The 24,586-nt window shown below is 50.2% G+C and carries 26 protein-coding genes and 1 tRNA gene; 4 read left to right on the top strand and 23 right to left on the bottom strand.

Going from position 1 to position 24,586, the window contains the following annotated elements; translation table 11 throughout:
• Positions 1–13: 13 nt before the first annotated feature.
• The 9 genes from R50912_RS06135 to R50912_RS06095 form a co-directional block, all read right to left on the bottom strand.
• A complete protein-coding gene (locus tag R50912_RS06135) occupies positions 14–526 on the bottom strand; it encodes an A24 family peptidase (RefSeq protein ID WP_042233219.1) in 513 nt (170 codons plus the stop codon).
• Positions 527–553: 27 nt separating this feature from the next.
• Complete coding sequence (locus tag R50912_RS06130; RefSeq protein WP_042233217.1) at positions 554–1,528, bottom strand: TadE/TadG family type IV pilus assembly protein; 975 nt, start codon at positions 1,526–1,528, stop codon at positions 554–556.
• A 15-nt stretch (positions 1,529–1,543) separates the two neighbouring features.
• Positions 1,544–3,619 carry a hypothetical protein gene (locus tag R50912_RS06125; RefSeq protein WP_197073043.1) on the bottom strand — a complete coding sequence of 692 codons (2,076 nt, stop codon included), beginning with the start codon at positions 3,617–3,619 and terminating at the stop codon, positions 1,544–1,546.
• A gap of 362 nt (positions 3,620–3,981) precedes the next feature.
• Complete coding sequence (locus R50912_RS06120; protein WP_042233216.1) at positions 3,982–4,647, bottom strand: TadE family protein; 666 nt, start codon at positions 4,645–4,647, stop codon at positions 3,982–3,984.
• The gene (locus R50912_RS06115) at positions 4,644–4,832 is read right to left on the bottom strand and encodes a Flp1 family type IVb pilin (protein WP_042233214.1); all 189 of its coding nucleotides are present in this window, start codon (positions 4,830–4,832) and stop codon (positions 4,644–4,646) included. Before R50912_RS06115 ends, R50912_RS06120 begins: the two co-directional genes overlap by 4 nt.
• Before the next feature lie 13 nt (positions 4,833–4,845).
• Positions 4,846–5,727: a type II secretion system F family protein gene (locus R50912_RS06110; protein ID WP_042233211.1), complete on the bottom strand. Its 882-nt coding sequence runs from the start codon at positions 5,725–5,727 to the stop codon at positions 4,846–4,848.
• 9 nt (positions 5,728–5,736) lie between these two features.
• Positions 5,737–6,528 carry a type II secretion system F family protein gene (locus R50912_RS06105; RefSeq protein WP_042241704.1) on the bottom strand — a complete coding sequence of 264 codons (792 nt, stop codon included), beginning with the start codon at positions 6,526–6,528 and terminating at the stop codon, positions 5,737–5,739.
• 62 nt (positions 6,529–6,590) lie between these two features.
• On the bottom strand, positions 6,591–7,862 hold the full coding sequence (locus tag R50912_RS06100) for a TadA family conjugal transfer-associated ATPase (RefSeq protein WP_042233209.1): 1,272 nt from the start codon (positions 7,860–7,862) through the stop codon (positions 6,591–6,593).
• A complete protein-coding gene (locus tag R50912_RS06095; protein ID WP_042233208.1) occupies positions 7,859–9,016 on the bottom strand; it encodes a P-loop NTPase family protein in 1,158 nt (385 codons plus the stop codon). Before R50912_RS06095 ends, R50912_RS06100 begins: the two co-directional genes overlap by 4 nt.
• A gap of 293 nt (positions 9,017–9,309) precedes the next feature.
• On the opposite strand from R50912_RS06095, the gene R50912_RS06090 reads away from it, so the two are divergent.
• Positions 9,310–10,500: a copper amine oxidase N-terminal domain-containing protein gene (locus R50912_RS06090; protein ID WP_042233206.1), complete on the top strand. Its 1,191-nt coding sequence runs from the start codon at positions 9,310–9,312 to the stop codon at positions 10,498–10,500.
• A gap of 109 nt (positions 10,501–10,609) precedes the next feature.
• Here the strand turns inward: R50912_RS06090 and R50912_RS06085 are convergent, their stop codons facing one another.
• The 3 genes from R50912_RS06085 to R50912_RS06075 form a co-directional block, all read right to left on the bottom strand.
• The gene (locus R50912_RS06085; RefSeq protein WP_042241697.1) at positions 10,610–11,008 is read right to left on the bottom strand and encodes a thiol-disulfide oxidoreductase DCC family protein; all 399 of its coding nucleotides are present in this window, start codon (positions 11,006–11,008) and stop codon (positions 10,610–10,612) included.
• 127 nt (positions 11,009–11,135) lie between these two features.
• Positions 11,136–11,414, bottom strand: coding sequence for a hypothetical protein (locus tag R50912_RS06080; protein WP_039296361.1), 279 nt, complete (start codon positions 11,412–11,414; stop codon positions 11,136–11,138).
• 283 nt (positions 11,415–11,697) lie between these two features.
• Positions 11,698–12,132 (bottom strand): organic hydroperoxide resistance protein, encoded by a 435-nt coding sequence (locus tag R50912_RS06075; RefSeq protein WP_042233204.1) that lies wholly within the window; start codon positions 12,130–12,132, stop codon positions 11,698–11,700.
• A 172-nt stretch (positions 12,133–12,304) separates the two neighbouring features.
• Between R50912_RS06075 and R50912_RS06070 the strand changes: the two genes are divergently transcribed.
• Positions 12,305–12,784, top strand: coding sequence for a glutathione peroxidase (locus tag R50912_RS06070; RefSeq protein WP_042233201.1), 480 nt, complete (start codon positions 12,305–12,307; stop codon positions 12,782–12,784).
• 293 nt (positions 12,785–13,077) lie between these two features.
• On the opposite strand, the gene tnpB is transcribed toward R50912_RS06070, so the two are convergent.
• The 3 genes from tnpB to R50912_RS06055 form a co-directional block, all read right to left on the bottom strand.
• Positions 13,078–14,199 (bottom strand): IS200/IS605 family element RNA-guided endonuclease TnpB, encoded by a 1,122-nt coding sequence (tnpB, locus tag R50912_RS06065; protein WP_042233197.1) that lies wholly within the window; start codon positions 14,197–14,199, stop codon positions 13,078–13,080.
• A gap of 346 nt (positions 14,200–14,545) precedes the next feature.
• Positions 14,546–14,628, bottom strand: a tRNA-Leu gene (locus tag R50912_RS06060).
• 119 nt (positions 14,629–14,747) lie between these two features.
• Entirely contained in the window at positions 14,748–15,116 is a 369-nt protein-coding gene (locus R50912_RS06055) for a helix-turn-helix domain-containing protein (protein WP_042233195.1), read from the bottom strand.
• Positions 15,117–15,262: 146 nt separating this feature from the next.
• Between R50912_RS06055 and R50912_RS35835 the strand changes: the two genes are divergently transcribed.
• Positions 15,263–15,460, top strand: a complete 198-nt coding sequence (locus tag R50912_RS35835) for a Rha family transcriptional regulator (protein WP_076242814.1) — start codon at positions 15,263–15,265, stop codon at positions 15,458–15,460.
• Between the two features lie 36 nt (positions 15,461–15,496).
• Positions 15,497–16,141, top strand: a complete 645-nt coding sequence (locus R50912_RS33120) for a nitrogen regulation protein NR(II) (protein WP_052416036.1) — start codon at positions 15,497–15,499, stop codon at positions 16,139–16,141.
• 19 nt (positions 16,142–16,160) lie between these two features.
• On the opposite strand, the gene R50912_RS33115 is transcribed toward R50912_RS33120, so the two are convergent.
• The 8 genes from R50912_RS33115 to R50912_RS06010 form a co-directional block, all read right to left on the bottom strand.
• Positions 16,161–17,153 (bottom strand): NHL repeat-containing protein, encoded by a 993-nt coding sequence (locus R50912_RS33115; RefSeq protein WP_052416029.1) that lies wholly within the window; start codon positions 17,151–17,153, stop codon positions 16,161–16,163.
• On the bottom strand, positions 17,150–17,587 hold the full coding sequence (locus R50912_RS06040) for a DUF3788 domain-containing protein (RefSeq protein WP_042233193.1): 438 nt from the start codon (positions 17,585–17,587) through the stop codon (positions 17,150–17,152). The genes R50912_RS33115 and R50912_RS06040 overlap by 4 nt, the downstream gene beginning before the upstream one ends.
• 606 nt (positions 17,588–18,193) lie before the next feature.
• Positions 18,194–18,424: a hypothetical protein gene (locus R50912_RS06035; RefSeq protein WP_042233191.1), complete on the bottom strand. Its 231-nt coding sequence runs from the start codon at positions 18,422–18,424 to the stop codon at positions 18,194–18,196.
• 9 nt (positions 18,425–18,433) lie between these two features.
• On the bottom strand, positions 18,434–18,724 hold the full coding sequence (locus R50912_RS06030; protein ID WP_042233188.1) for a hypothetical protein: 291 nt from the start codon (positions 18,722–18,724) through the stop codon (positions 18,434–18,436).
• Positions 18,725–18,810: 86 nt separating this feature from the next.
• Positions 18,811–19,173 (bottom strand): hypothetical protein, encoded by a 363-nt coding sequence (locus R50912_RS06025; protein ID WP_042233186.1) that lies wholly within the window; start codon positions 19,171–19,173, stop codon positions 18,811–18,813.
• A 19-nt stretch (positions 19,174–19,192) separates the two neighbouring features.
• Positions 19,193–21,295: a hypothetical protein gene (locus R50912_RS34060; protein WP_052416028.1), complete on the bottom strand. Its 2,103-nt coding sequence runs from the start codon at positions 21,293–21,295 to the stop codon at positions 19,193–19,195.
• A 106-nt stretch (positions 21,296–21,401) separates the two neighbouring features.
• Entirely contained in the window at positions 21,402–21,701 is a 300-nt protein-coding gene (locus R50912_RS06015) for a WXG100 family type VII secretion target (protein ID WP_042233184.1), read from the bottom strand.
• Positions 21,702–21,891: 190 nt separating this feature from the next.
• Positions 21,892–24,546 carry a DUF5704 domain-containing protein gene (locus R50912_RS06010; RefSeq protein ID WP_052416027.1) on the bottom strand — a complete coding sequence of 885 codons (2,655 nt, stop codon included), beginning with the start codon at positions 24,544–24,546 and terminating at the stop codon, positions 21,892–21,894.
• Positions 24,547–24,586: the final 40 nt, after the last annotated feature.

The following is a 24,586-nucleotide window of genomic DNA, read 5'->3' as shown; positions in this document are numbered from 1 at the left end:
TCCAAACCTCAAGTCAGAAATAATAATACGCACAGATAAATCCCGGAAAAACAGCCAGCATAAAAGGAAACCGGAGCAGGTCAGTCCCCTGCCCTTTTTTGAACATATCCGTATTACGGAGCAGCAGGAATCCCGCTGTTCTGCTTAACACACCGCGTACCCTCCGGCCTGCTTCCCGCCTGAAGAGAATCATGATCCAGCCGACAACGGCTCCCAACAGCACAGAATACACAATTACCTGCAGGGAGAACAATACACCAGTCCAGGCACCAATTCCGGCAAAAAGCTTAACATCTCCAGCCCCCACTGCCCCGATGAAATACATGATCAGCAGCAGCAGAAACCCCGAACCTGCACCGCACAGAGATAAGAGCAGTCCATGTCGGCCGTTCATAATCACTTGCAGGGATATCCCCGCAACAAGTGCAGGCAATGTAATCCAGTTAGGGATCTTCATCCAGCGTATATCTGTGAATAATGCTGCTGTCAGGAACGGCAGGAAGCCCCAAAAAGCCCATTCTGTCATCCGCACTCCCCTTCCCGTAAACTTCAGTTATTTCACAACTGTAAAAGTAGCCTCCAAGGTGGTGCCGTCAGCCAAACAAATAACGAAGGGCCAGGTCCCCGGTGTTGTATTTACGCCTATCTTCCATTCCCATTCGATATATCCGTTCTCATCCGCCTGCTTCCAGCCCAGATATTTGGCTGTGCTCTGACCGCTTTTGTAAAAAATGGCCAGGTTCGCCGAAGCACCCGGAGGCACCTTAACCTTCATCAGGCCCTGATGGTTCGCCACGCCCGGATTAGGCTTCTCCAGGACGACAATGATGCCTGTTTCTTCATCAGGTCCGGCCGCAGCACCATCTCCGGATACATCTGTGTTGCCGATCCATAAGCGTTCGACTGCACTGGCCTCAAGTACAATCTTTTGATTCAGGAACGGGACCTTCATCGGCAAGTCATAGCTGACTACCAGCCCGAAGTAGGGATGTGTTCCTTTATTCAGATCAGGGACGGTTACATTAGACACATGAATCCGGCTGTATTCAAGCCAGTCCGAAGACAGATACGGCTTCAGCATAGGCTTAAGTGCTATATCCAGTACGGCCTCGGAAGCTCCGGCCTGCATCTTCTGGAGCGGTCCTTCTCCCTGCTGGATTGCAGCGCTGACCCAAGATTCCATAGGTTCAGGAAGCTCTTTTACATAATTCTCGCTCCATTCGGCAAGCGACAACCGCGGAATACTCCATACATCCGGGGAGGCAGAGCCAGCGGACGAATCTGTGTTCTCTGGTTCACCTGCAGCATCCCATTGCTGTGCGGCCAAAGCCGCAGGATACATATGCGCCGAGACTATTTTAACCGTATCGGATACCGTGCTCTGCAGCGCCGTGGAATATAGTGTCATTTGCACAATAAAGATCAGGAACAAGACAAACAACAGAAACATGGGTAGAACCAGCGCCGCCTCTACAACCATGCTGCCTTCATCACGCGGGCCCGGCGATTTCCGCAGACAGAGCTTCATTCAGCCAATCCTCCTTCAATAAGAAAAGTCGGCCCCTACTTTCCTGAAATAATTCTTGCCCCGGACGTCCCCGGAGAGTCCTGCACTATAATCTACCAGCTTCACTACTCCAGGGAGAAACCACAGAGGCATGCTCATTGTGAGCTCTGCTGAGGCATACGTGAACTTACCCGCCGGATCAGTGCCGGTATTCAGGCGGATAAGTGCAAGCATCCGGGCCAATTGCGCCTCCCCTCCTCCATGCAGCAGAAGAAACAGCCGCAAATGATCACGATAGGTAAGCTTCGCGGTCATATATTTGGATAAGGGAATCTCCCCGTTCCGGCAGAGCAGGAGCATGTCCTGAACAGCCTGTTCAACTCCATACAAAAGTGCAGCAGCCAAGACCGCCAGCGGATTACCCAGACTGGCTTTCTCTATCATTCCCTCCATAGTCCGTACGGCCAGCCGCAAGGCAAAGATCTCCCCATATGCCGCCGCTACATTCCCGGCAGGATTATAGAAGCCATACAGAATATACTCCAGCTCCTGAGCCTGAGGATCGAGTTGTTCCCCCAGCTGTTCTCCGAATTCTTCAGCAGACCCGGAAGCCAGCGGAGTCAGCGCGGATAGATCAAAATGACGGAAATACATTGCTGAATACTCTGTTTGATATATTCTGTCCCTGGCACCTTCCAGAACACTGCTCATCGCTGTGTACAAGCCGTCCATATTCTTCATCGATGACTTTCCGGCAGTATATTGATCACCACTATTCACGGTAGCTGCTGCGTCCTGCTCAATACCCTCATTGAAAGAGACATTCTCCTCGTAGTATTGGCGCAGACTACGGTACCGCTCCATGGCTTCCCCCGCACTTTCACCCACACCGCGGATTTGATCAAGCAGTTTCATGGCCTCCCCGAGCTTGGTTTTCGCCTGTTGTTCCGTTTGCCTGCGCCCGCTGTCCGAAGTCCGGCGGCCGTCAATCTGCGCGGCCTCAGCTGTAATAATGGATCCATGCTCGCCATAATTCTGTATATAACTATGAACTGTCCCTGAAGCATTCAGAACACCTGTAACCATGCCTGAATACTCTCCAGATGATTCAGATAATGAACTCAATACGGTTGGTAATCCGGATACTGCCGGCTCCAGGATCATTGCTGCCCGTTCCTGTTCCCCTAAATTATTGTCCATAGTACTGAACTCGGAGGATGGGAGAATAAGACTTGCTGCTTGCTCCCTCAGCTTCCTGAGCGGCTCTGAATTCATTTCTTCCGCGCTCCCCGGGATGTCCCAGTTCCGCGCAGGATCATTTCCGGCTGGATCTGCGTCAGCCATTGACTGATCGAGCATGGTTTTCATCTGCCGGTTTAGATCCTCAGCCTTCGTAAGTGCTGACCTGGCCTCCTGTAACCGGGAGTTATGGTCTGCCTGAACCTCAGCCAGAACACCAGGTATCCGGCTGATCAAATCAGATACTTGATTTCTATACAGCGATAGAACACCTGAGTACTTCGGCGATTTTTTAGTATCCCGGAACAAATCCTCGTAATACTTGGCAAAATAATCGTTATACATCGCCGGGATATCCGCTGCTGAAGTAATGGAGCCCAGCTCAGTAGGATATATATGATCAGCAGGAGGATTCATCAGAAGCTTCTGCAGCTTCACTGTACTGTCAGCGGCATCTCTTCTCTTCTGCAGCATAAGTTCCAACGCTTCCTCACGCTGAGTATATAAAGGCTGCAGGTCTCCCAGTATCTGTGTTGTCTGTGAAGCCTCCGTCATTGCCGCAGACAGGGGTTTCAGCTTTCCTGCCAGCTCCAGTGCGAAATCAACAGGTGCTTTATACTTCATTTCTTCAATAATCTGCCGCCGGAAGATATCATAGCTGCCAAGCGGCCGGCTCCAGTTCAGGGAAGAGGAATCCAGCTTTACCGGCAGCAGATTAAAAGCATCTGCCCGCCCGCCCTCATACAGATTATCGTTCAGCACCTTGGACAGCAGCTGATTGCCATCGTTACCGCCGAAGGCGAACAGAGCGTACCGGTCCCGTAAAGTAATATCATAAGAGGACATCACGGAGCGGACCCCTGCTCTCGCCAAACGTTCCTCCTGCACATTCACAGCCGCAATTCGCGCGTAATCTATGAGCACAGTGGTGAAAAGAAATACGAAAGCCAGTATCATAATCAGAAAAATGGAGACAGATCCTTCAGTTGTATGCAGATATCTGACGGTACACCTCACTAATCTTCCGGTTCTATTACTATCGCTCCCCCTGTTGCTAGTCCTGTTCCTACTTCTGTTCCTAGTTCTGTTCCTAGTTCCGCTCCGCCCAGCATAATTCCAGCAGCTGCTCGGGCTAGGAAGCTTGCTGAACAACTTGCATTCCTTGGAATGCTGCATCCGTTATTACCTCCCTCAGGCCCTATCCCCTGAACCAGTCCCGCCGAGATTTTGGCAGCTTAGTGCAGCTTGTCCAGCATGAGGGCAGCATTCTTCTTCTCCATGCCCGTGTCCTCCTTGCTGCCGGATGAATGCTTCTTGAACTTGGACCCGTAGTAACGCATGAGGTCTACGGTTCGAATAAACTCAACAGGCTCAGTAACATAGGAGCTGGCAGACACCTCGGGAACCGCCTCATCCGCCAATAATTCATCCAAGACAGGTAAACGCAGCACCTTCTTTAATTCAGCGCTGATCTTGCGGCCTGTGAATCCGTAAGTGTAGCTAAGCTCACCCGTCAGATTCAACGGGACAATCTTCGAAGCTTGCCGCAGCTTCACTACGGGCAATTCGCCCCCACCCTCCGCCTCACCAGGCAGTGCAATTGCCGTACTACCATTCTGAGCACTCTTTCCGAACAAGGACCCCAATAATCCATCTTCGCTGATTCTCCAGTACAGCGGATCATAATTGCCAGCTGCGAATTCCCCATCCACCGCCCTGTTGCTATTCTCCCAATTATAGGCCGCACGCTCGGTTGCAGCTGAGCCCACCTGCAGCAGCATCGACTTCTGGTAGCTATAGAGTGAGAAAAACATTAGCAGCATTGTGATGCACATAATGATCGGCAGCAGGAGCGAAGCCTCGATTGTGAAGCTTCCCTCCTCCTCCTGTAGAGGGATCACTCAAATACTTCCTGACTCTTATCTCCGGCAGTACTAATCAAGTCCTTAACTACCTTTACAATCTCTTCACGGAACACCAGCACTACCGCAATCAACACCGCAATAATCAGTATCATCTCGAGCGTACCCAGTCCATCTTCATCTCTCCAAAAATTCCTCACACCTTCTGCAAACAGCGTCATCATATGCTTCTACCTCCTACATTTTTAACATCATCAGCGCCGGTGTCCCCACCAGCACAATCACAATCAAGAAGATAACCACCATCGGGAAGACCAGCTTTGAGGAAGCCTGTTCCCCTTGCGTCCGGCTGATAGCCTTCCGCTTCTCCCAGAGCATCCGTGACAGATCACGCAGCGACAGAACAAAGTCAGCTCCGCCTCTGCGGTAATTTAGCAGTACTGTAGTTGTGAAGATGGAGACTTCCTGCACCGCACAACGCTTGCTGAAGTTCTCAAACGCCTGCTGGAACGAATAGCCGCCTTCCCATTCCGCTGTCATCTTCAGCAGTTCAGCATACAGCGGATGGGCGTTGTCTCCCAGGCGGCTGTTGACACAGCGGAGAATCGCCCGCTGCACCGTCTCGCCGGCACCAACAAGTAAAACTAAACTATTCAGTAGCTCCGGCAATTCAAGCAGGATCAGCTGCTCCCGCAGCCGCACCTTCTTGTGCAGGTCACTGACCATCGCAACCGGAAGTAGAACTGCCAAGAGGCCGCCAATTGAGATTCCCGCCTGCTCACCCGTGAACAAGGTCAGTACGCTGCCTCCTGTGATCAACAGCAAGCTGTAGCTAAGCATCTCTCCCATGAATAGCAAAGTTCTTTCTGCGCTATGGCGCATGCCGTAGATCCGCTGCAGCGAGCGCTGAATTTTGAACATTACTGCCGGGATTAGGCTAACGACCTTCCCCTTCTCCACAAGCAGCAGGATTGGCTCGCCCAGCCACCGCAGCCGGAGCCCTGCCATGGGCAGCTCACGCAACGCTGCGTAGCGGCCGCCGCATTTGAAGCGCAGAATCAGCCAGCCGGCGGTGAAGATAAGCATGACTGCAGCACATAACAGTGACATGTCATCCATCCCTTCTCTTCACAATGGAATATCCATGATCTTGGAGGTCCAGAGATAGCAGAGAAATAAGGCAATCAGCGCCAGTGTGGAGACCGCTATTCCAGCACCTGTATACATTGGCTCCATGTAGTCTCCCGCTGTCAGGCTCATGAACATCACCATCATCAGCGGAGAGACGAGTAAGGCCTTGGCCTCAAATTTCTTCTGGGCAATACTGACCGCAATATCCTGCTGGATATCCAGCTTCTCTCCAATAATTGTCGAAGTGCGGCGCACGATCTCCACGAGATCACCGCCCGTCCGCTTGCAGACCATGAATACATCTGCAAAACGTTCCACATCCTCCATGCCTGCCCTTTTGCTGAAATCATACAGCGCCTCTTCTACCGGCTCCCCGTACTCCATGCGGGTACAGATAATATTCAGCTCAGCGATCATGTCACCGCTGCCCTCCGGGTCAAGCATCCGCAGATCAAGCACAGCCTCGCGAAATGCATTCTCTACCGACCGTCCGGCGGATAGCGATGAAGAGAGCGAGAAGAGCATCTGCTTGAACTGCAGATTAAGCGCTGAGCGCCTGCGCTGGAGCAGGTATTGGCGCAGCAGGCGTGGGCCGGCTGCACTACCCGGCACAAGCAGCACAGAGAGAAGCAGGTGATGATAGAACAGGTAACCAAGGCCAAATAACAGTACACCACCCATCAGAATGACCAGAATTCGTTGCAGAGCGTTCAGTTCGTACCGGGTATAATCCGGAAGCACTGCTTGCTCACCCGCAGCAGACCCGCCAGACGGCTGAACCGGCTTAATTCCTTTCGCGAATATCCTTCTATCCGCTTGGGGTACACTCTGGCTTCTGTTCTTCAAGGCATTCAGGACACAACCTCCTCTGGCTTCCGGCTGGCTGCGCTGAAGCGCAGCAATGAATAATCACTAATTCCGGCCATTCGCAGTTTGTTTGTATGCAGCAGCGGATTGCCGCAGGCGGCAAGGCCGCCCAGTACCCGGCCATCCCGTTCTCCGGTTTCCCGAAATTCATATAACGGATTCAGCTCGACCTCTCCGCTGCGCAGACCCGCAACTTCACTAATCTCCATGACTCTGCGCGAACGGTCCCGCAGCCGTGAGAGATGTACGAATATATCAATCGCTGACCCGATCTGCTGACGGACTACAGCCACCGGCAGCTCCGCGGCACTGAGGACCATAGTTTCCAGCCGGCTGACCATATCCTGCGCACTGTTGGAATGCCCCGTTGATAACGACCCGTCATGGCCGGTATTCATCGCCTGCAGCATATCCAGGCACTCTGCTCCACGCACCTCACCGACAACAATACGGTTCGGCCGCATCCGCAGTGAAGTGCGGATCAGATCGCGGATGGTAATCTCGCCCCTTCCTTCCGTGTTAGCATTTCTGGTCTCCAGCGAGACCAGATTCGGGACCGTAACAATCTGCAGCTCTGCAGAATCTTCTACCGTAATCACGCGATCCTGCGGCGGTATGAACTGCGACAGAGCATTCAGAAAGGTAGTCTTTCCCGAGCCTGTCCCCCCGCTGATGAAGATGTTGTACTTCGCCGCTACCAGAATCTGCAGCAGCTCTGCGGCTTCTTTACTGAGTGCTTCACGCTTCACCAACTCGGCCATGGTCATAGGCGTCTCAGGGAACTTACGAATGGTCATTGCCGGGCCCCTTAGCGCAGCAGGCGGCAGCACGATATTGACACGCGAACCGTCCTGCAGCCGGGCATCTACAATTGGCGAAGACTCATTCACCACCCGGTTAACGCCTGAGACTACAGTCTGGATAATATCCTCCAGCCGGCTTCTGGATTCAAAAGCCAGCGGCAGTCTGCGGATCATCCCGTCCTCCTCCACAAAGATCTCCTCATGGCTGTTGATCATAATCTCGGTAATGGCCGGATTATCTATCAGCGGCTGCAGGATATCCAGCCCCCGGAAGGAGTCAAACAGCTTCTTCACCAGTTCGTGCTTCTCCTTAGCCGTCAAAAACTGCAAATTGTCCCGTTCAAGAATAATCCGTTCAATAAAGACGGCAAGCTCATGGTTTCCTATGGCCGAAGTAACGTCCAGCCCTGCCCGGATGTCGCTGCGCAGTGCTCTGAACATTTCTTCATTCATGCAGAACTCCCGGTAAATACGCCTGGCAATGCCGGTTCAATAATGCTTCTGCAGAGCTGCTGTACTCCCGCTATGAATTGGGGTGAGCTCAGGCAGAGCTCTCCGTAATGCTGCATCCCCCAGGAAGGAATATACGGAAGTGTACCCGCCAGCCCGGTTCCGGCATCCGCCGGGTTGTCATTCACCGCTTCCGTGCAGCAGTTCATCACGAATCTGCTCCTGCCCCTCAGTTCCGGAGGCATGCCGGAGTGCGGGCTGTCGACGTGGGTAAGCCAGCGTTCCGTCTTGTGCCGGCTTACCTGCTCGTTCTTCAGTACCCACAGCAGGAGTCCGCATCTGTGCAATACAGCCTGAGCCCGCTCCTCCTCAATGCTTCCGGTATCCGCAATGATCACATCATAGCTTCCGGACGCAGCCAGCCCTTCTAATATCTCCAGCGTATCCTGCCGTGACATCTGGAGCATTTCCCTGAAATTCTCCACAGGTCTGAATGCATCACAACGCAGGCTATCATGCCTGAACGCATAATCTTTCCATAAGGGCTTCCCCCTCCCTCCCTTATTCTCTCCCCCAGCCTTGAGTTCGTAGAGCAGGCGTTCAAAGCCTGGAGCGTTACCGCCCGGCATCCGCAGATATAATCCGCTGCTGTCCACACTCTCCAGGTTGAGGTAGAACACGGAGAGGCCGAGTGCACCAAGCTGCTTCGCCATATTCAGGGCAAGCGTTGTTTTACCGCTGCTGCCGCTTGCCGAGACAACTCCCAGCAGCAGCGTTTGCTCCTTGGGGGCAGCAGCAGTTCTGACCCGCTTCAGATCACACAGCTGGAGAATGGATTCCAGCAGAGAGGGGAGCGCCTGGTATTTGGCAATCCTCATTCCTCCTGCCACATTACCGGCATTCGGCAGGTCTCCCGCATCACTCAACACTGCCCACGGAACCGCGCTCCTTCCTTCAACCAGCCAGGCTTCTATGAAGGATGGGTCTCCGGCAACAGCATCCGGAATTTCGTCTCCTTTCATAAATTCCATAAAAGTGTCTAGTCTGCTGAACGCTGTGATCCGCAGCATTTCCCCATACTCACTATGGTGTAGATAATGCAGCAGCGGTTCAATGTACTCGCTCTCCCGGACTGCAAGTACAATTCTTGCCGTCATGAAATCACTCTCCTCTCAGAAAATTGGCAAAAATGGCAGCAAAAAAGCACCGCCAATAACCGTGGGATACGGTCATTGAACGGTGCTTCCGTTACTGTTCCTATAATTTACAGCTATAGTAGCATATATATAAGAGCTCAGCAATAGCTTTTTTACCAATATCCGAGTGAACCTCCCAGAATCCCCCTACCTTACATGTCCTGCGAGGGATATGTGATCATTCTCCGCAAACCTTTATAATACAAACGTACATACATAAGTTAGTCCAGATTATAGAGAGGAGTTTTACAATTATGAAACTAATTCCCGGATTCCTTGCCGTTCTTGCCTTATCCGGTGCAGTCAGCTTATCCGCTGCCGCAGCAGAACAACCTATTACTGTCCTCATTGATCAGCAGAAGCTGAACCTGAGCTCCAGCTCGCCGGTCAAAGACAACGATTCTATCCTCGTGCCTATGCGCCCGATCTTCGAGAAGCTGGGCCTGGAGCTAGCCTGGGATGCCAAGACCAGCACCGTCACCGCCAGCAAGGAAGGCCTGAGCATCAAGCTGCAGATCGGCAGCAAAAAAGCCAGCGTGAATGGAACGGTCAAGTCGCTGGTATCCGCTCCCCGGATGATTAATAATGTGACGTACGTCCCGCTGCGCTTCGTCAGTGAAGCTACTGGCAATCAGGTGACCTGGGATGCCAAAGCCAATACCGTAGCGATCACCAGTGCAGTAGACACTGCTGCATCCACCAAAGAAATCTCAGCCCTGTTCGATAAGTACGCCGACTATTTGAATAAGGAGAATGCCAAAGGTTTCGTGTCGCTTATCGATCCGCAGTCTCCGCTAACCGCGATTGGTCCGCAGCTTGAGGAACAAATGGCGAAGTATGATACCAAGACCACCATTGAGCAGCTGAACATTATTGATGTGCAGAAGAGTGAAGCAACCGTGCAGACGATTGAAACCAGCAAGAAGCTCGGCGGTGATTTTATGCTGAACAGCAAAGCTGAATACATCTATTCCCTGACCCGGAGTACCGCCAGCACACAGTGGCAGATTAGTAATCTGCAGATCAAAGCTATAGAGTATTCCCTTCCGGAGGGAACGCTCGAAGCAGCCGTTTCGGTCCCCAAAGCTGACGAAGATCTGATCAATGCTGTGGTTCAGGCTAATTTTGATTATACCAACAAAGAGAACCTGGACGGCCTGCTCTCGACCATTGACGAGACTTCTCCGGCATATGCTCAGACCAAGCAGGCGTATGCCCAGATGTTCCAGGTCTATGATCTGGATTCCGCTATCGAGTCTTCGAAGATCATTGATTATACAGCTGATGAAGCCTCCGTATATCTGGTGCAGACGACCAAGAAACTAAGCGGTCCTGCATTACCGGATAGCCGCTCCACCACTGTGACAACCCTGAAGAAGTCTGCTGACGGCAAATGGAAGCTTTCCCAGAGCTATATGCTTAAGACAGAACCTCTGAAGCCGTAAGGCCCCGTTCAGAAACCGTGGAATTCATCTAAGTCTTAATCATCTTCTTGCCAAAAAGCAGTGCCGCCCTCAGAGGCCGGCACTGCTTTTCATTAAACAGGGCTCCCCGCTACAGGAATCTCCGCTTCAGATCCGGTGAAGGGAGCAGACACTGCTCATCACGGCCGAACCAGCGGTAGCGGTTCCTTGCCACAAGCCTGTACAAGGCGTTACGCAGCGGTTTCGGCACCAGGATGAATACATAGGCGAGCGGCCACGGAAACCGCAGTCTGCGGGCAATCCGCAGCACTGCAGCCGACTCTGTATAATAGCTGCCGTTCTCCACCAGCACCACAGTGTTTAACTGATTGTCTGGCAGGCTGCCAGCCCTCAGCAATTCCTTGGCCGCCTCACTCTGCAAGGAGGCGAACATGAAGTTCGCCCGGGGATCACGGGGAACAATGAACCGGACCAGCCCCTGGCACAGATGACAGACTCCATCAATCAGCACAATGGATTTACCCTGCATTTCCTTGTACTCTTCAGCCACTTCGCCGCCCCCTTCCTCTTAAGCATAGTGTACCCATCATATCCTCTTCTGAAAAAAAACAAAAAACGCGGGATAGCTCCCGCGCCTACAACGTCCGTACGTGTAATTATTCAGCAATTGCCTTGTTAATCCACTCGTCCCCGATCATTTGCCCTTCGAAATCAGCTGTGAAGGAATCCATGCATCTGCAGATGAAATCTTTGCGGCATACCGGACATGGCGTCTTGAGCAGGCGGCTGATGTTCGTCATTTTCCATTCCGGAAACCGATTGTAGAACGCGCGGCACTCCGTTCCGTCAGCAAGCTTGATAATGAACTCGTACAATCCTTCCTTATCATTGCTGCTGGCTTTGGTCACATTCGTAATATTCGGTCTGTAAGACATCTTCATCACCCATTATTTAAATTTTTGGTAGTTAATAGCACACGCGACATTAACAGATACTTAGACATATTAAAGAATTTCCGGGGTGATGTCAACCAAACAGCAAGCTCGCGCCCGCTATTTATTGCACTTCTAACCTTCTCCGACTCTATTTAGCCATTATTCCCAGCTTTGTTCATTCCTACCCGTTGTTTCTGCGGCTCCACATAGGATAAGACCGGACATCGGCTGTCCGGCCTTATACGGGAACATATCACTTTCAATGATATAACTTCACCATACCTTACAGTACGTTCAGTTCAACCTCAATATTCCCGCGGGTCGCCTTCGAATACGGGCAGAAATCATGAGCTTTCTTCGCCAGATCTTCCGCTACAGACCGTTCAATACCCGGCAGCTTCACATCCAGTTTAACCGCAAGCTTGAAGCCTCCGTCGCTCTCGTCCTTGCCAATCAGAACGTTGGAAGTGATCTCCACATCCTGCAGCTTCACGCCCTCTTTACGCGCAATGTTGGCTAGCGCACTCTCATAGCAGGCACCATATCCCGCTGCGAACAACTGCTCAGGATTCGTACCGGCACCGCCGGGACCGCCAAGCTCCTTCGGAATTTTGAGGTCATGCTTAAGGGCTCCATCCGATGATTCCACTGAACCCTCGCGACCCCCGCGAACGGTTGCTGTAGCTGTATATAACGCCTTAAGTTGCACTGCAGTCATCTTTGATCTTCTCCTTTTTCAAGCGGATTTTGTATCGACACATACCTTTAACTTAAACATCCCCTGCATTTTGAAACGATTATGCAATGTTGTCACAACCTGGAGGGTTGCTTCTGACGGTAAATAGTGTACAATTAAATTGTGATAAATCAATGTTCGGGAGGAATTATCCATGAGTGTCTATGATTATCAAGCCAACACCCTGCGGGGCCAGGAAGAATCACTCTCCAAATACAAAGGTAAAGTACTGCTCGTCGTGAATACAGCCAGCAAGTGTGGATTAACCCCCCAGTATAAGGGTCTCCAGGAGGTCTACGATAAATTCAAAGACCGCGGGTTTGAAGTTCTCGGGTTCCCCAGCAACCAATTTGCCGGACAGGAGCCGGGTAAAAGTGAGGATATCTCCGAGTTCTGCGAGATTAATTATGGCGTAACCTTCCCTATGTACGAGAAAATTAATGTCAACGGCAGCGAAGCCCATCCGTTATTCAAATATCTGTCCAAAGAAGCACCCGGTGTACTCGGCTCGAAGAGCATCAAATGGAATTTCACCAAATTCCTGGTGGATCAGGAAGGCCGCGTGCTGAAGCGGTTCTCACCGCAAACCACACCGGACCAGATTGAAGCAGACATCGCCAAGCTGCTGGGGTAGAGCGACCTAATTCATCTGTCTGCCGCAAAACACAAACACCCTTTCTGCCCGAATGAATGCGGGTGTGAAGGGTTTTTTTTCTATTACAATCTAAGCTCCTTCATATTTGCTTCCAGTCCTTGCAGCTACAAACCCAATTGAATTCTCCCCCACTTAGCTAACGCTTGAAGTGGCGGATTCTTGCGAACAGAAGAGTACCCTCTTCTTATGGAGCAAGCGATCCCTGCGTTCCCGCAGTTTTACATTTTTGACGCTAGTGAAATGTTGAATTCTATCGTTTGGTTAGGTGGGGGTTAAACCGCTACTTGTTCAATATTGTGAGCGGCGTTTTCGTCACGGTCATGGATCGTCCCGCAGGCCGTACACGTCCATTCCCGAATGGACAGGTTCTTCACCTCGGGGTGGATTGTGCCACACACATGGCAACGCTGACTGGTCGGCTCAAACGTTTCGGCGATCCGAAGATTTCGTCCATACCATTTCGCTTTATACGTCAGCTGTCGCACCCACTCGCCCCAAGACGCATCAGCAATGGATTTTGAAAGCTTGGGGTTCTGAATCATATTCGCCACACGCAGATGTTCGATACTAATCGTTTGGTTTTCACGAATCAGTCTCGTGGTCAGCTTGTGGAGGAAGTCATTTCGTTTATTGGCAATGCGTTCGTGAATACGAGCGATATGCTGCCTTGCTTTCTTCCAGTTGGAGCCGCCCGGAGTACGCCGAGCCATCCGCCGCTGCCAAAGCGCCAGCTTGTTCTCGTATTGACGGTAAAAGCGAGGATTGGCGATATGTTCGCCGTTTGAGCATACTGCATATTCTTTCAAGCCTAAGTCGATGCCAATAGGTGTATCCACCTGAGGCAGAGGGTTCTTTTGAACTTCGCAAACGAGCGAGACGAAAAATTTCCCGCTGGCGTTTTTACGAACGGTAGCGGACAATATCCGGCCTTCCAGCTTCCGGGAGTTTGCAAAACGTATCCAGCCGAGTTTGGGGAGCTTCAAGCGACTGCCCTCCATGGCGATATTCCCGTTGGTGAATTTGGTCGTGTAACTTTGAATCGGATGCTTTCGGCTCTTGAAGCGTGGCGCTTGATTTTGCTTCTTGAAAAAACGATCAAAGCTATCCGCCACATGACGAGCAGCCGACTGCAAAGCGATGCTATCGACTTCTTTCAGCCAGTCGTATTGTGCTTTTAAACCGGGGAGTTGTGTCGCACAAGCGTGATAAGACAAGCCTTTTCCCGTTTCCGCATAGCTTTGATTCCAAGCTCCCAAGAAGTAATTGAACACAAAACGGCAGCAGCCAAACATTCGACGAATGAGTTGCTGTTGCTCTGTATTGGGGTAGATCCGATATTTATAGGCTTGATGAACCAGGTGTTTCGAAGAAACCTCCTGCGCAGACACGAGCATGTGCAACACCTCCTTTTAGTGATCTCATCCATATTATAGCACATACGTTCGTCTTGAAATCGAAAACTACAGATTCATCCCCACCCTATCGAGGGTGGGGTATTCTCAGCTTTTTTAGATAAACATAAATAAATCACCCTGACGGGTAAACGATGCTGGTGCCTTCGGTTTTTCGCATACAGTTGGTCTGAACGCCTTCGCGCCAGCACATTGCAGATTGTTTTCGGTTTTCCGCATCTTTATTCACTCTTATCCACAACAGACGAAATTCATAATTTCCTAAACAGCAAAAAACCTGAAGTCCCTTATAGATAAGGAATTTCAGGTTTCTTCTGCTTACATAGTATGCGGTAGAGAGGACTCGAACCTCCACGGGTATACACCCACTACCCCCTCAAGATAGCGTGTCTGCCATTCCACCACTACCGCGCGGTGTGTACAAAAGTTATAGCTTTGTTTGAGGCCAACATTCAATATTATAAATCCATTGCTTCGAAAAGTAAAGATGCCCTTTTAAGAATTTTTAATCCTGTCAGAGCATCCCATACTCAGATAGAATTATCGCCATCCGCCTTGCGCTTACGGTACTCTGTAAATTCAATGTATTCCTTGATAAACTCCTTCTCCTTCTGCAGCAGTTCATCCGTTTGGCAATTCAATTGCCGCATTTGGCCAAAAAAATAATCCTCTCCGCTTTCTTTCACCGTGTCGACATTCCGCTTGCCCAGAATCAGCCAATCGAGGCTGACATTAAAAAATGCGGCGATCTCAATCAGCTTATGCGTGCCGGGCGTCGACTTGCCCCGCTTCCAGTCGCCCATGTTGCCGGTGCTGATATTCAGCTGCTCACAGAAAGCTTTCTTCGTAAGTCCTTGCCGTTTGATCAGAGATTCAATTCGTTCGTAAATGGAGTGCATTCGGTACCCGCCTTCCGCCAAAATATTTTATACGTAAAAACGTTATTTTTATTGTAAAATGACGTAAAAAAGTATATAATTAACTATTATTATGTCTTTTCCTAATTATAACATAGCGGCTGGATAGTCGATAAGAGGTGAGTGATCTGAACAGCAAACGACCTATTACTCCATATGGCTGGGCTATCAAACAACGTCTGACAGAACTGCATTTGGACCAGAAGAAATTCTGTGAGTTACACGGCATCCCACCCTATCGCCTGTCCAACCTGATTCACGGCACACGCAAAGCCGACCGTTACCGCCGCCAAGTCGCCGAGCTGCTGAACCTCCCGCCATCCTAGCTTGTCATTCCTGCACCACCCAAGGAGCGATTACCATTGCCGGACAGTATCTCTTCTTCCATCATCCAATCCCTGAATGCCATGAAGCATAACTCGCTGGTAATCGGCAGCACTGGAAACATCCGTTTCGCCAGCGATCACTGGGAGGACTTTAACCGGCTGTATGGCTTCTCAAGTGCTGGGAACTGGCTCGAATTGAATGTGCTAGAGCTGTTTCGGCAAAAGCTGGCTGATCCGGACGGGATGGTAAAGCTGGAGCAGCTGCTGCGTGATATTTTCAAGGGAATCCGCCTTGTTGCCAGCGCTGAGCTAACACTCCTGACCGGGAATAACGGCAACAGAATATTTCACCTGGATATTTTCCCGCTCCTTACTGAACAACAAGCACCCGCGCATCAGACTGCCGTCCTTACACTGCGTGATATTGGACCTTCCCCTAATGCAGAGGAATCTGCCGGTCCTGCCCTTGTAACCCAGTGCCCCAGCGTCGTCCATCTACACCCGAGCCCCCAGCTCGTCCCCATCTGTGCAGCCTGCAAATCAGTCCGCAGCAGCCAGGAGGAATGGATCTCCATTGAACGTTTCCTGCAGCTGCAGCTCTCTTTACAATTCACTCATGATATCTGCCCGGACTGCATCCGCGAGCTGTACCCTAAATACGCCGCAGCCCTGAAGTGGTGAATCCGGTTAATAAGCTCTGTTAGCGAGGCCTTGCCAGAATAATTAACTCTCCATCCCATTCGGGAATGAACAAGCGGTTGTTATAATAGTCAAGACTGCAAATTTTGGGCAGCTGCAGAGCAAGCGGATTTATAGATATAGCTGAATCATTAATGTAGGAAGGGACCCTTGGGGTACGGCCGGCAATCGTGGTTATCCTCCCCGTTTCCCGTTCGACCATTCGAACCACATGATTCTGAGTGTCACCAATGAATAGATTGCCCGCCTCATCAATCGCCAAAGACCAGGGCCCATCGAAGTGCTCATCCGGATTAGATCCGAAGGTTGCCTCTAATGCCGGGCCGCCATCTCCGGAATAACCACCTGTCCCCGTACCTGCCACTCGTATTACTACATCACAGCTAACATCAATCATCCGTACGCAATAATTCCCGCTATCCAGAACATAGATATTGCCATCAGGCCCGCGCCGCAGATCAAAAATCCAATTAAACTGCACTTCATCCCTTGCCGCCTTATCCTGCGCAAACCCTGGTACACCGTTGCCAAAAGTGGTAAGCAGCTGGCCTTCAAGGTCGAACTTGTGCACTCTGCATCCGGTCACCTCATTAATCCATAGGAAACCGTCCGGATCATACTCGCAATTGCCGATGTCCTTCAGCCCCCATACGTCTCCGGCGATCAATAGCTGCGAACTGCCTGTAAAGTGATTTATCCGGAATACCTTGTTATTCCCGCTGCTTACAACCATGATTGTATCTGAATCTATTGTAGTCATATAAGTGGGGTTAGCCAGATCAACATGGATATGCCGGACTCCAGCCCTCATCGGTGACTTCCCGGCCGTCCAGCTGAGCGCATTGCTGCTCCCGCTTATTTTCCCCAGCCAATGTGTATCATGATCCAGTATGAACCGGTTCCCCTGACCGTCGTGAAAACCGAAATGACAGTATCCGTCGATAATTGTGCTCCGCTCTTCAAAATGCAGAATACGTTCAACCGTCCAGTTCATCGGTGGACTCTCGCTTTCCTCTTGATCAGAATCATCCTTTGGATATCCTCAAGCTGTCCTGCAGCTTCGACCCTTATCCATAACCATTTCCCGTCATGATACTGGGCTGCAGAATCATACAAGGAGCGGAAAGCGCCGCTGAACTCTGCACATCTGTCCTGATATCCTTCAATCTCCTTTTTTCCAAGGACAAGCAGGACGGTAAATCCGTTTTTCTCCGGGAACATGTTAAATAGGGTTTTTCCGCTTTTACGGTACCTGACGTTCCAGCCGTAATTCTTGCCTCCGTAATTCCATTCGGCTACGTGGTCGTAATGCTCCTCTGCAAAGCTCATTAATTGAACCCAGGCAGCCTTCGCCCCACTTCCAAGAGATGAATACAGCTCGTCTTCCGTTGGCATTTCGTTTTTATCGGTAAACCGGTCACTATTCATACCTACACTCCCCTGAATTTATGATTCAAAGCAAGCATTCGCAGGCTGTCATTACGAGTATTGTAGCATTTTATTGCAAAAAAACGGAAACCCTTATCGCTAAGGATTTCCGTTCTCCACTGGAGTTTTCGCGCTCAAAACCGTAAAAGATGAACAGGATCAGTATCGGATTGAACAAACGATTCAAGCAATCGAGTGTTTTGTCATGTGCCAGTGCATCACAATGGGACTGCTGCAGTTAATGCCTTGCGCTTATCCAGCCTGACGCCAGCGTTGTTTTTCCCAATTTGCGTACGCCGTCCCATGCCGTGGTTTCCAAGGCTACCGTCGCCGCTTATTTACAGGTGTAGAACTTTTGACTGTCCAGTATCATAAAGATCATCAATTATCTGTCTACCAGGGTTACCGTCCCCTAACCCAACCTCTTGAAGCTCCTTCGCCTTCCCATCCATCTCCGTCTAGCCTTAGCGGTGCTTTCTACTTCCTTGAACTACACTTCACGTAGAACCCCGTTCACAAGCTTCTTTACACTCGCCAGCCCTTTACTGGCGGCGGTGAATAACGCATCTCCCGCTCCGGTAACCGTCGTGTTCACGCCTACCTAGATTAACCGCTCTCCCACGCTTTGCTTCCCATCATCCCGTAATCGTTGATCTCGTCCATGGTTTCTTCTAGGTTTCCGCTGATTGCTCCGGCTACCATGGATTTAAGTAAGGTGGGCGAGAACTTGCCTACCACGCCTGGCGTCTTCACTGCGCCCATAAACTTCCAGGGCAGGCCGATGCTAATGAAGGTTCCGGCTATTTGTCCCGCTTTTTTTCCATACGGATCGTCCATTGGGTTGACTTAGCCTTCTGGTATTGGACCCGCAATCCAGTCCCCCAGCGTCCTTAGGAGTCCAAATGAGGCCGTATTAATCGCTTGGACCATCATATTGCTCCCACCCATCAGGATGTTCGCCACTGTCTGGTTCCCGACTCCGCTTCTCACCAATCGGTCTTGGTCTGCTGCTTCCTTATCCAGCTTCTCGTAATATGCCTTAAGCTCTTCATACCGCCGGTCCTGTTCCTCAGTTGGTAAGGTGAACCAGTAGGTTCCCTTCACATTCGGCACTGTGTGGAGTTGAGAAAGGGACAACAGAAAACCACAATACAGGCGTGTAGCTTGCATTGTGGCTTGGCAGAATGTATTGCACGATCTTGTTGTTTGTTTTGTAAATAAGTTTATGATTGATATAAGGATTTTGATTTTATTAAAATATTCACTTGTCTTTGGGTATCCTCATCTAAAACATCAAAAACAGATTTAAATGAATCTGAATTTTTTTTATTACAAATTTCAAACAAGGTAGCTAGGCTAAAATGCCCGAGCATATATACTCCCATAACCTGATCCTTATCTTTTTCAAAACGTTTGCTCATACTTTGAAGAACCGCAATTGTTTTATCATTAAACAATCCTGATTGAACAATTTTGAACATTGCTTTAAGTTGAATCATTTTCAGGTTAGACTCCAACGCTGAGTTTATCGCAGCTACGTCTATCAACGCCATATCCATTTTTTGTTCCCAATCTGATTTTTGCATACTACCTCCTGATTACATATTATTTGTATGGGTTTGGAAAGTTATAGTCATTACAAATCGTTTCAACTTCTAATAGAAAATTATCCCATAACTTATTCGCTAAGTCTGTTTGCCCCAAACTTTTGGCCAGATCAATTTCTTGGCTGTAGGCTTTCAACTCGTTCGCAATACGTGCTTCCGGATCAAATAGTGACATCCAGCCTGGCCAGCCAGTCTCTTTATCATAATAAAAATGTTGTGCTTCATGCTTTAAAGCTGATAAAGAAGCATCCTTATTTATCGTAATCTCGCCCGGTGTATCTCCAATTTTAGGTGTGTACCCCATAGTATCCCCATCAACTAGTCGGACCGTTCCCCCTGCCTGTTCAACATCAGCAATTATTTTATTCCACTCTTCAGGTTGTGATATCCTTCCCGAATCATTTAATACTCGAGCAGGATCTCCTTTAAATTGATCAAAATCAACTCCTTCCGTCCCCCCAACCCGAACCTCCTCAAGCTCCTTACCCTTCCCATCGATCTCCGCCTTAGCCTTAGCGGTACCATCCACCTCTTTGACCTTCACATCGCCTATCGTACCGTTCACGAGCTTCTTCACATTCGCCAGCCCCTTGCTGGCGGCGGTGAATAACGCATCTCCCGCCCCGGCAATTACGGTATTGATGCCTACCGAGAGTAACCGCGCTCCCACGCTTTGCTTCCCATCCTCCCGGTAATCATTGACAGCGTCCATGGTTTCTTCAAGGGTTCCGCTAATCGCTCCGGCTACCATGGATTTAAGTAAGGTAGGCGAGAACTTACCTACCACGCCTGGCGTCTTCACGGCGCTCAGATACTTCCAGGGCAGGCCGATACTGATGAAGGTTCCGGCTATTTGTCCCGCTTTTTTCCCATACGGATCGTCCATTGGGTTCACATAGCATTCCGGCATTGGACCCGCAATCCAGTCCCCCAGCGTCCTTGGGAGTCCAAATGAGGCCGTATTAATCGCTTGGACAATTATATTGCTTCCACCCATCAGGATGTTCGCCACTGTCTGGTTTCCGACTCCGCTTCTCACCAATCGGTCTTGGTCTGCTGCTTCCTTATCCAGCTTCTCGTAATATGCCTTAAGCTCTTCATATCGCCGGTCCTGCTCCTCAGGCGGCAAAGTAAACCAGTACGTGCCCTTCAACCGCTCTATCACCTTCGGATCGTTCCGGTTCAGAATGTCCGCTTCTGACACGCTGTTATACGGGTCTACCGGCCCTATCGTTGCTTCCGGTTGGATCAGGGCCAGCTGTTGCTTCGCCCACTCCCCCTGTATTCCCGGCTCCATCGCCATCCGCAGCAAAAGCGCATATTCTTCCTTCTCCAGCAGCGGAACGCTTTTGTCTGTAATGGATGGATCGTAGTCACAGGCTTTGATGGCGGACTCCTTGTAATATCCGCTGAGGTCCTTCCCGGGCTGATACTGGACTTCGCTGATCCCCATCGACTTCAGCTTCTTGCGCGCTTCCTCCGCCTGCTGATGGGCCGCCTCCATTTGTGCCTGATTGCCAAAGGTCTTGTACACCTCGTAGGCGATCTGTGACTTTCCAATCTGCTCCCGTGCTTCGTAAATCTCTTTCAGCTTCATCTCCGCGGCCAGTCCATCGATGCTTACCAGGCCTGACTGCTGAATCATTCCCCGCAGCTTCTGCACCACCGGATCGCTGCTCCATTCATCCTTGGCACTCAGGATCGTTAACGTACGAATCAGGCTGGTCACGGCCTTCTGTGCCAAGAAGGGGATAGAAAGCGGACCGAATGACCCACGGCTGCCTGCGCTTCCGAATAGCCCTGCCAGTATACCCAGCTGCTGGCTGAGCTGACCTGCCTGCCGCTTATTCTCGGCTTGAACACTCTGGACTCCCTGGACGGCACTTCGGATCAGATCCTCTAGCTTCTCAGCTTCGCTGGTTAATTCCTTAATGAGCACTTGGGCTTTTAGCAGCTCCTGCCCCAGCGGGATGCCGCCCCAGTCCGAGGCTTTTCCCTTGAACTGCAGATGCAGGCGGTTTGTGTCCTGGCTGACCAGTCCAATCTTCGTCCGCAGGCGCTCTACTTCATCGACATTGAACAATAATTTCGTCGTCGCCATGGCTTCCCCCTGCCAATTTCTAATAAAATCAGCTATGCAGCATGCTGCATAGCTGATTGCATTCTTATGTAGTGGGACTCTTGCTGTTTATTGGATAAAGAAAATATTAGAAGCTTTTGTTCTGAGCAGCTTTAATTTCTTTAGAAAGAGTTTCATAACTGTTCGAAACATTTCTCATATGAATTCCAATATTCTCAAGCGCTTGGCCAAATGCAGTAAAGGTTTTATCCATTCCTTTCACCTTTTCGGCAAACTCTCTTGCGGCAGTATCCTCCCAGATACTGTTCAATGTCGTAGCTGTAGTCGTAATTTTTTTCATTAAATTATCGTATTCTCCTTTTTGTTTTATAATATTGTCTGCAAGTGTTTTCAAACCATCGTAATTTACCGTAACTTTGTCTGCCATTATAAATCGCTCCTTATAAATCATATTTTTATATAAAAATGAACTTGAAAAACACAGTTATAAACTTGCAGAAAATTTCAAGTCCATTAGTATAGCTCTGGTTCTGCATAATTTATTTATCGGTCTAATGCGTTGATAATTTTATATTTTATTCCTTTTAAAGAATTTTTTACCTCTACTTAATTCAGGTTCATTTCCCCTGACCCTGATAGTCATTGCGCACCGAGAAATCCGATTCGAACAGGATAATGTCCCCGGAGGAAAAAGAAAACGGATGTCCCATTTCATCAGTGTCTGTGGTCATCTGGCCTTCAATCGCCCACATATTGGCTTCAGGCGCCTTGTAGCCCAGAATGCGGGTGCCGGCATCACTATTTTTGACCGTATAAATTTCGAACTTCACCAGAATATAGCCGCCGGAAATGAACTCCTGTTCATGGCCGTCCAGTGCGCCGCCATAATGAGTCGCCAAAGTCACAATGTTAGTCCCCTTGGGCAGGATGTAAGGAGCTATCGGCAGGTTGTATTCCCCGTACCAGTGCTGCACGCTGCGTACTGCGGCAATGGGGTTTACTCCATTCGGAATATTCGTAGGACCGACTAAGGTACGCGATGTATAAGGCAGAATTTCCAGGTTATAGCCTTCGGAAATCTCGGTTTTGCGCTTTAGATACTTCTCGTAGAACTTCAGCCAATTCGTTTGTCCCCGCTCCGCCTCCGTGAGGATGTAGTTATACTCATAGCTGGCCGCCGTGGATAACTCGCCACCTGATATGTTCCGCAGACCATCGGCTAAGCGGTAGGTGCGGGTATAGCTCAGCTTGTCCTTCGGTGAGCCGACGCCGATCATCTTATTGCCCGAACCCGAGACGTCATAATACAGATCAACGGGCGCTGCACTTCCTCCAGTCTTCGGAATAAAATAGAAGCTTGGCTCAATCCGGATTCCCTCTCCCGGCTGCCACAGATTCCCGATGGTCCGAAAGTCAAACAGAAACGAGTAGCCATTATGCGGAACTGTTATCTGCTCCGTGGGATGTGAGCCTTTGCGGATTGGGAGATGCCACTGTTTTTGGCTGCTTAAAGCCGTTGGTGTTCCATTCTCATCGTTCCCGCCCGTATAATACATTGCGTTGCTATGATCAAGGTTGCCCGTTCCCGTGCGGAATACTTTTTCAAACCGGAAATCCCCGATATCCCAGATCCGAAAATCGAACAGCCGGCCGACCACCCCGACATTGAAGCTCTCTGCTGCGCAGTAATTTGCCAGATTTCCGTTCAGATTCACCTGACACAACTCCGCCCCGTCCGACGGGGCATTGATTGCCCAAGACTGTGTATGAATGGTGTAGTCCCCTTCGTTAACCCAAGTCGGCATGGTAAAGTTCATGTACAGTGTCCCGACAGGGATATTGATCCAGGTGTTCTCCGGGTAATACATTCCCTCTTGGAACACACCGAACGGAAACTGGATGCGTTTGTTCTGCGTGTACTTGCCATAATCCCGGTTGCCATAGCCTGGGATGTTCAGGTGCTGCCCGCTCTCTGTGAAATGAACAGTAAAGGGCCGGTCCAGAATCAGCACCGTCCGGTCGTAATCCGGGTCCATCCGCTGGTCGTAAGGACGGTTATCATCCGGGAGAAGTGAATAGTTGACGACTGGTGTGTGTACGGTGATGGAGTTAATGCCATTGATTGAATACGCCCGGTCCCCCTGTCCCTCCACATTCTCCGGCAGCATCGTGTAATATATTGAGCCAGAACTGGCCGCATTTGCCCGGTTGAGCAGACTCCGGTTAATCATCAACTGGCCTTGATAAAGTACATCGCCTCCGGTATCCTGCGGATCGGCAATCCTTCCTGGAACGGGCCCGGTCTTTGTAGAGACAGTGTCATCCATAATCATCTGTCCGTTGAATACCAGCCGGTCATTCTGCACCTTTGGATCGTTCGTTTGCGATTCTGCAAGACTCTTAAGCTCATCTTTATCATCAACATCGCTCGGGCTTGGTTCATGGTCCCCGCCATCGACCACCTCCGGCGTAAACGATAGGGTTCCTGTCTCTTGGGGAACAACATGCTCTTCCACCACAGTACTGTTGGCAAGTTCAACCGCCGGAGCATTATAGTTGTTAGGGTAAAGTGTGACCGACCCTCCCGGCAGGGCATAGTTCTCCATCAGTGCCCGGTCGATTTGATAGACGGATAACTGATCGATCTGCCAGTACGCATATTCTCTAGGCGTCAGTTCAAAGGTATAGGTTTTGTCAAAGGATGAATCTTTGGGAATTGGATCTTGGGGGATCGGATCTCCACCATCCTCTCCCGGAAGATCCGGCTGGGCTTCCTCCCATTTAGTAGGATAGGTAACATCCACACTGCAGGAATAGCGTATCTGCCCTGCCATATTGGCAAAGGTATGTTCAAACAAATAATTCTTTCCCCACGCATTAGCGTATAAATGATCTGAGGTAGGAATTCCGGTCGGTGCATCAAAGTGTATCCCATTCGATGCATCATCACCCAGAATTACCCCGCTCGCTGACGGGTCCATAAATGATGCTTGCGGAGCCGCGATCTTGTTCGGAGGTTGAATGGTGTAGGTGCATTCGCCTGAACCTGAGCCTTCTCCCCCGCCTACGGTTATGGTAGCAGTTCCATATAGGGAATATGGATATTTGTTCCACTTGGCTGTGATATGTGCAGTTCCTTCTGCATGGGCCACTACTTTCCCATACTGGTCTACAGTAGCTACTGCTGAATTATCTGAGCTCCAGGTCGTATTCGTTGTCGCCGATGTCACATCGTTCCAGTTGTTGGGGAATTCGGTCATGTCAGTAGCCATTGTCCGCACCTGAGCCTGCAGGTTTTTCGAATCATTAACT

It is taken from the genome of Paenibacillus sp. FSL R5-0912 (assembly GCF_000758605.1).
In the GTDB taxonomy this organism is placed as follows: Bacteria; Bacillota; Bacilli; order Paenibacillales; family Paenibacillaceae; genus Paenibacillus_AQ.
Note: the sequence above shows the minus strand (reverse complement) of the source record. Positions and strands in the feature narration are given on the sequence as shown.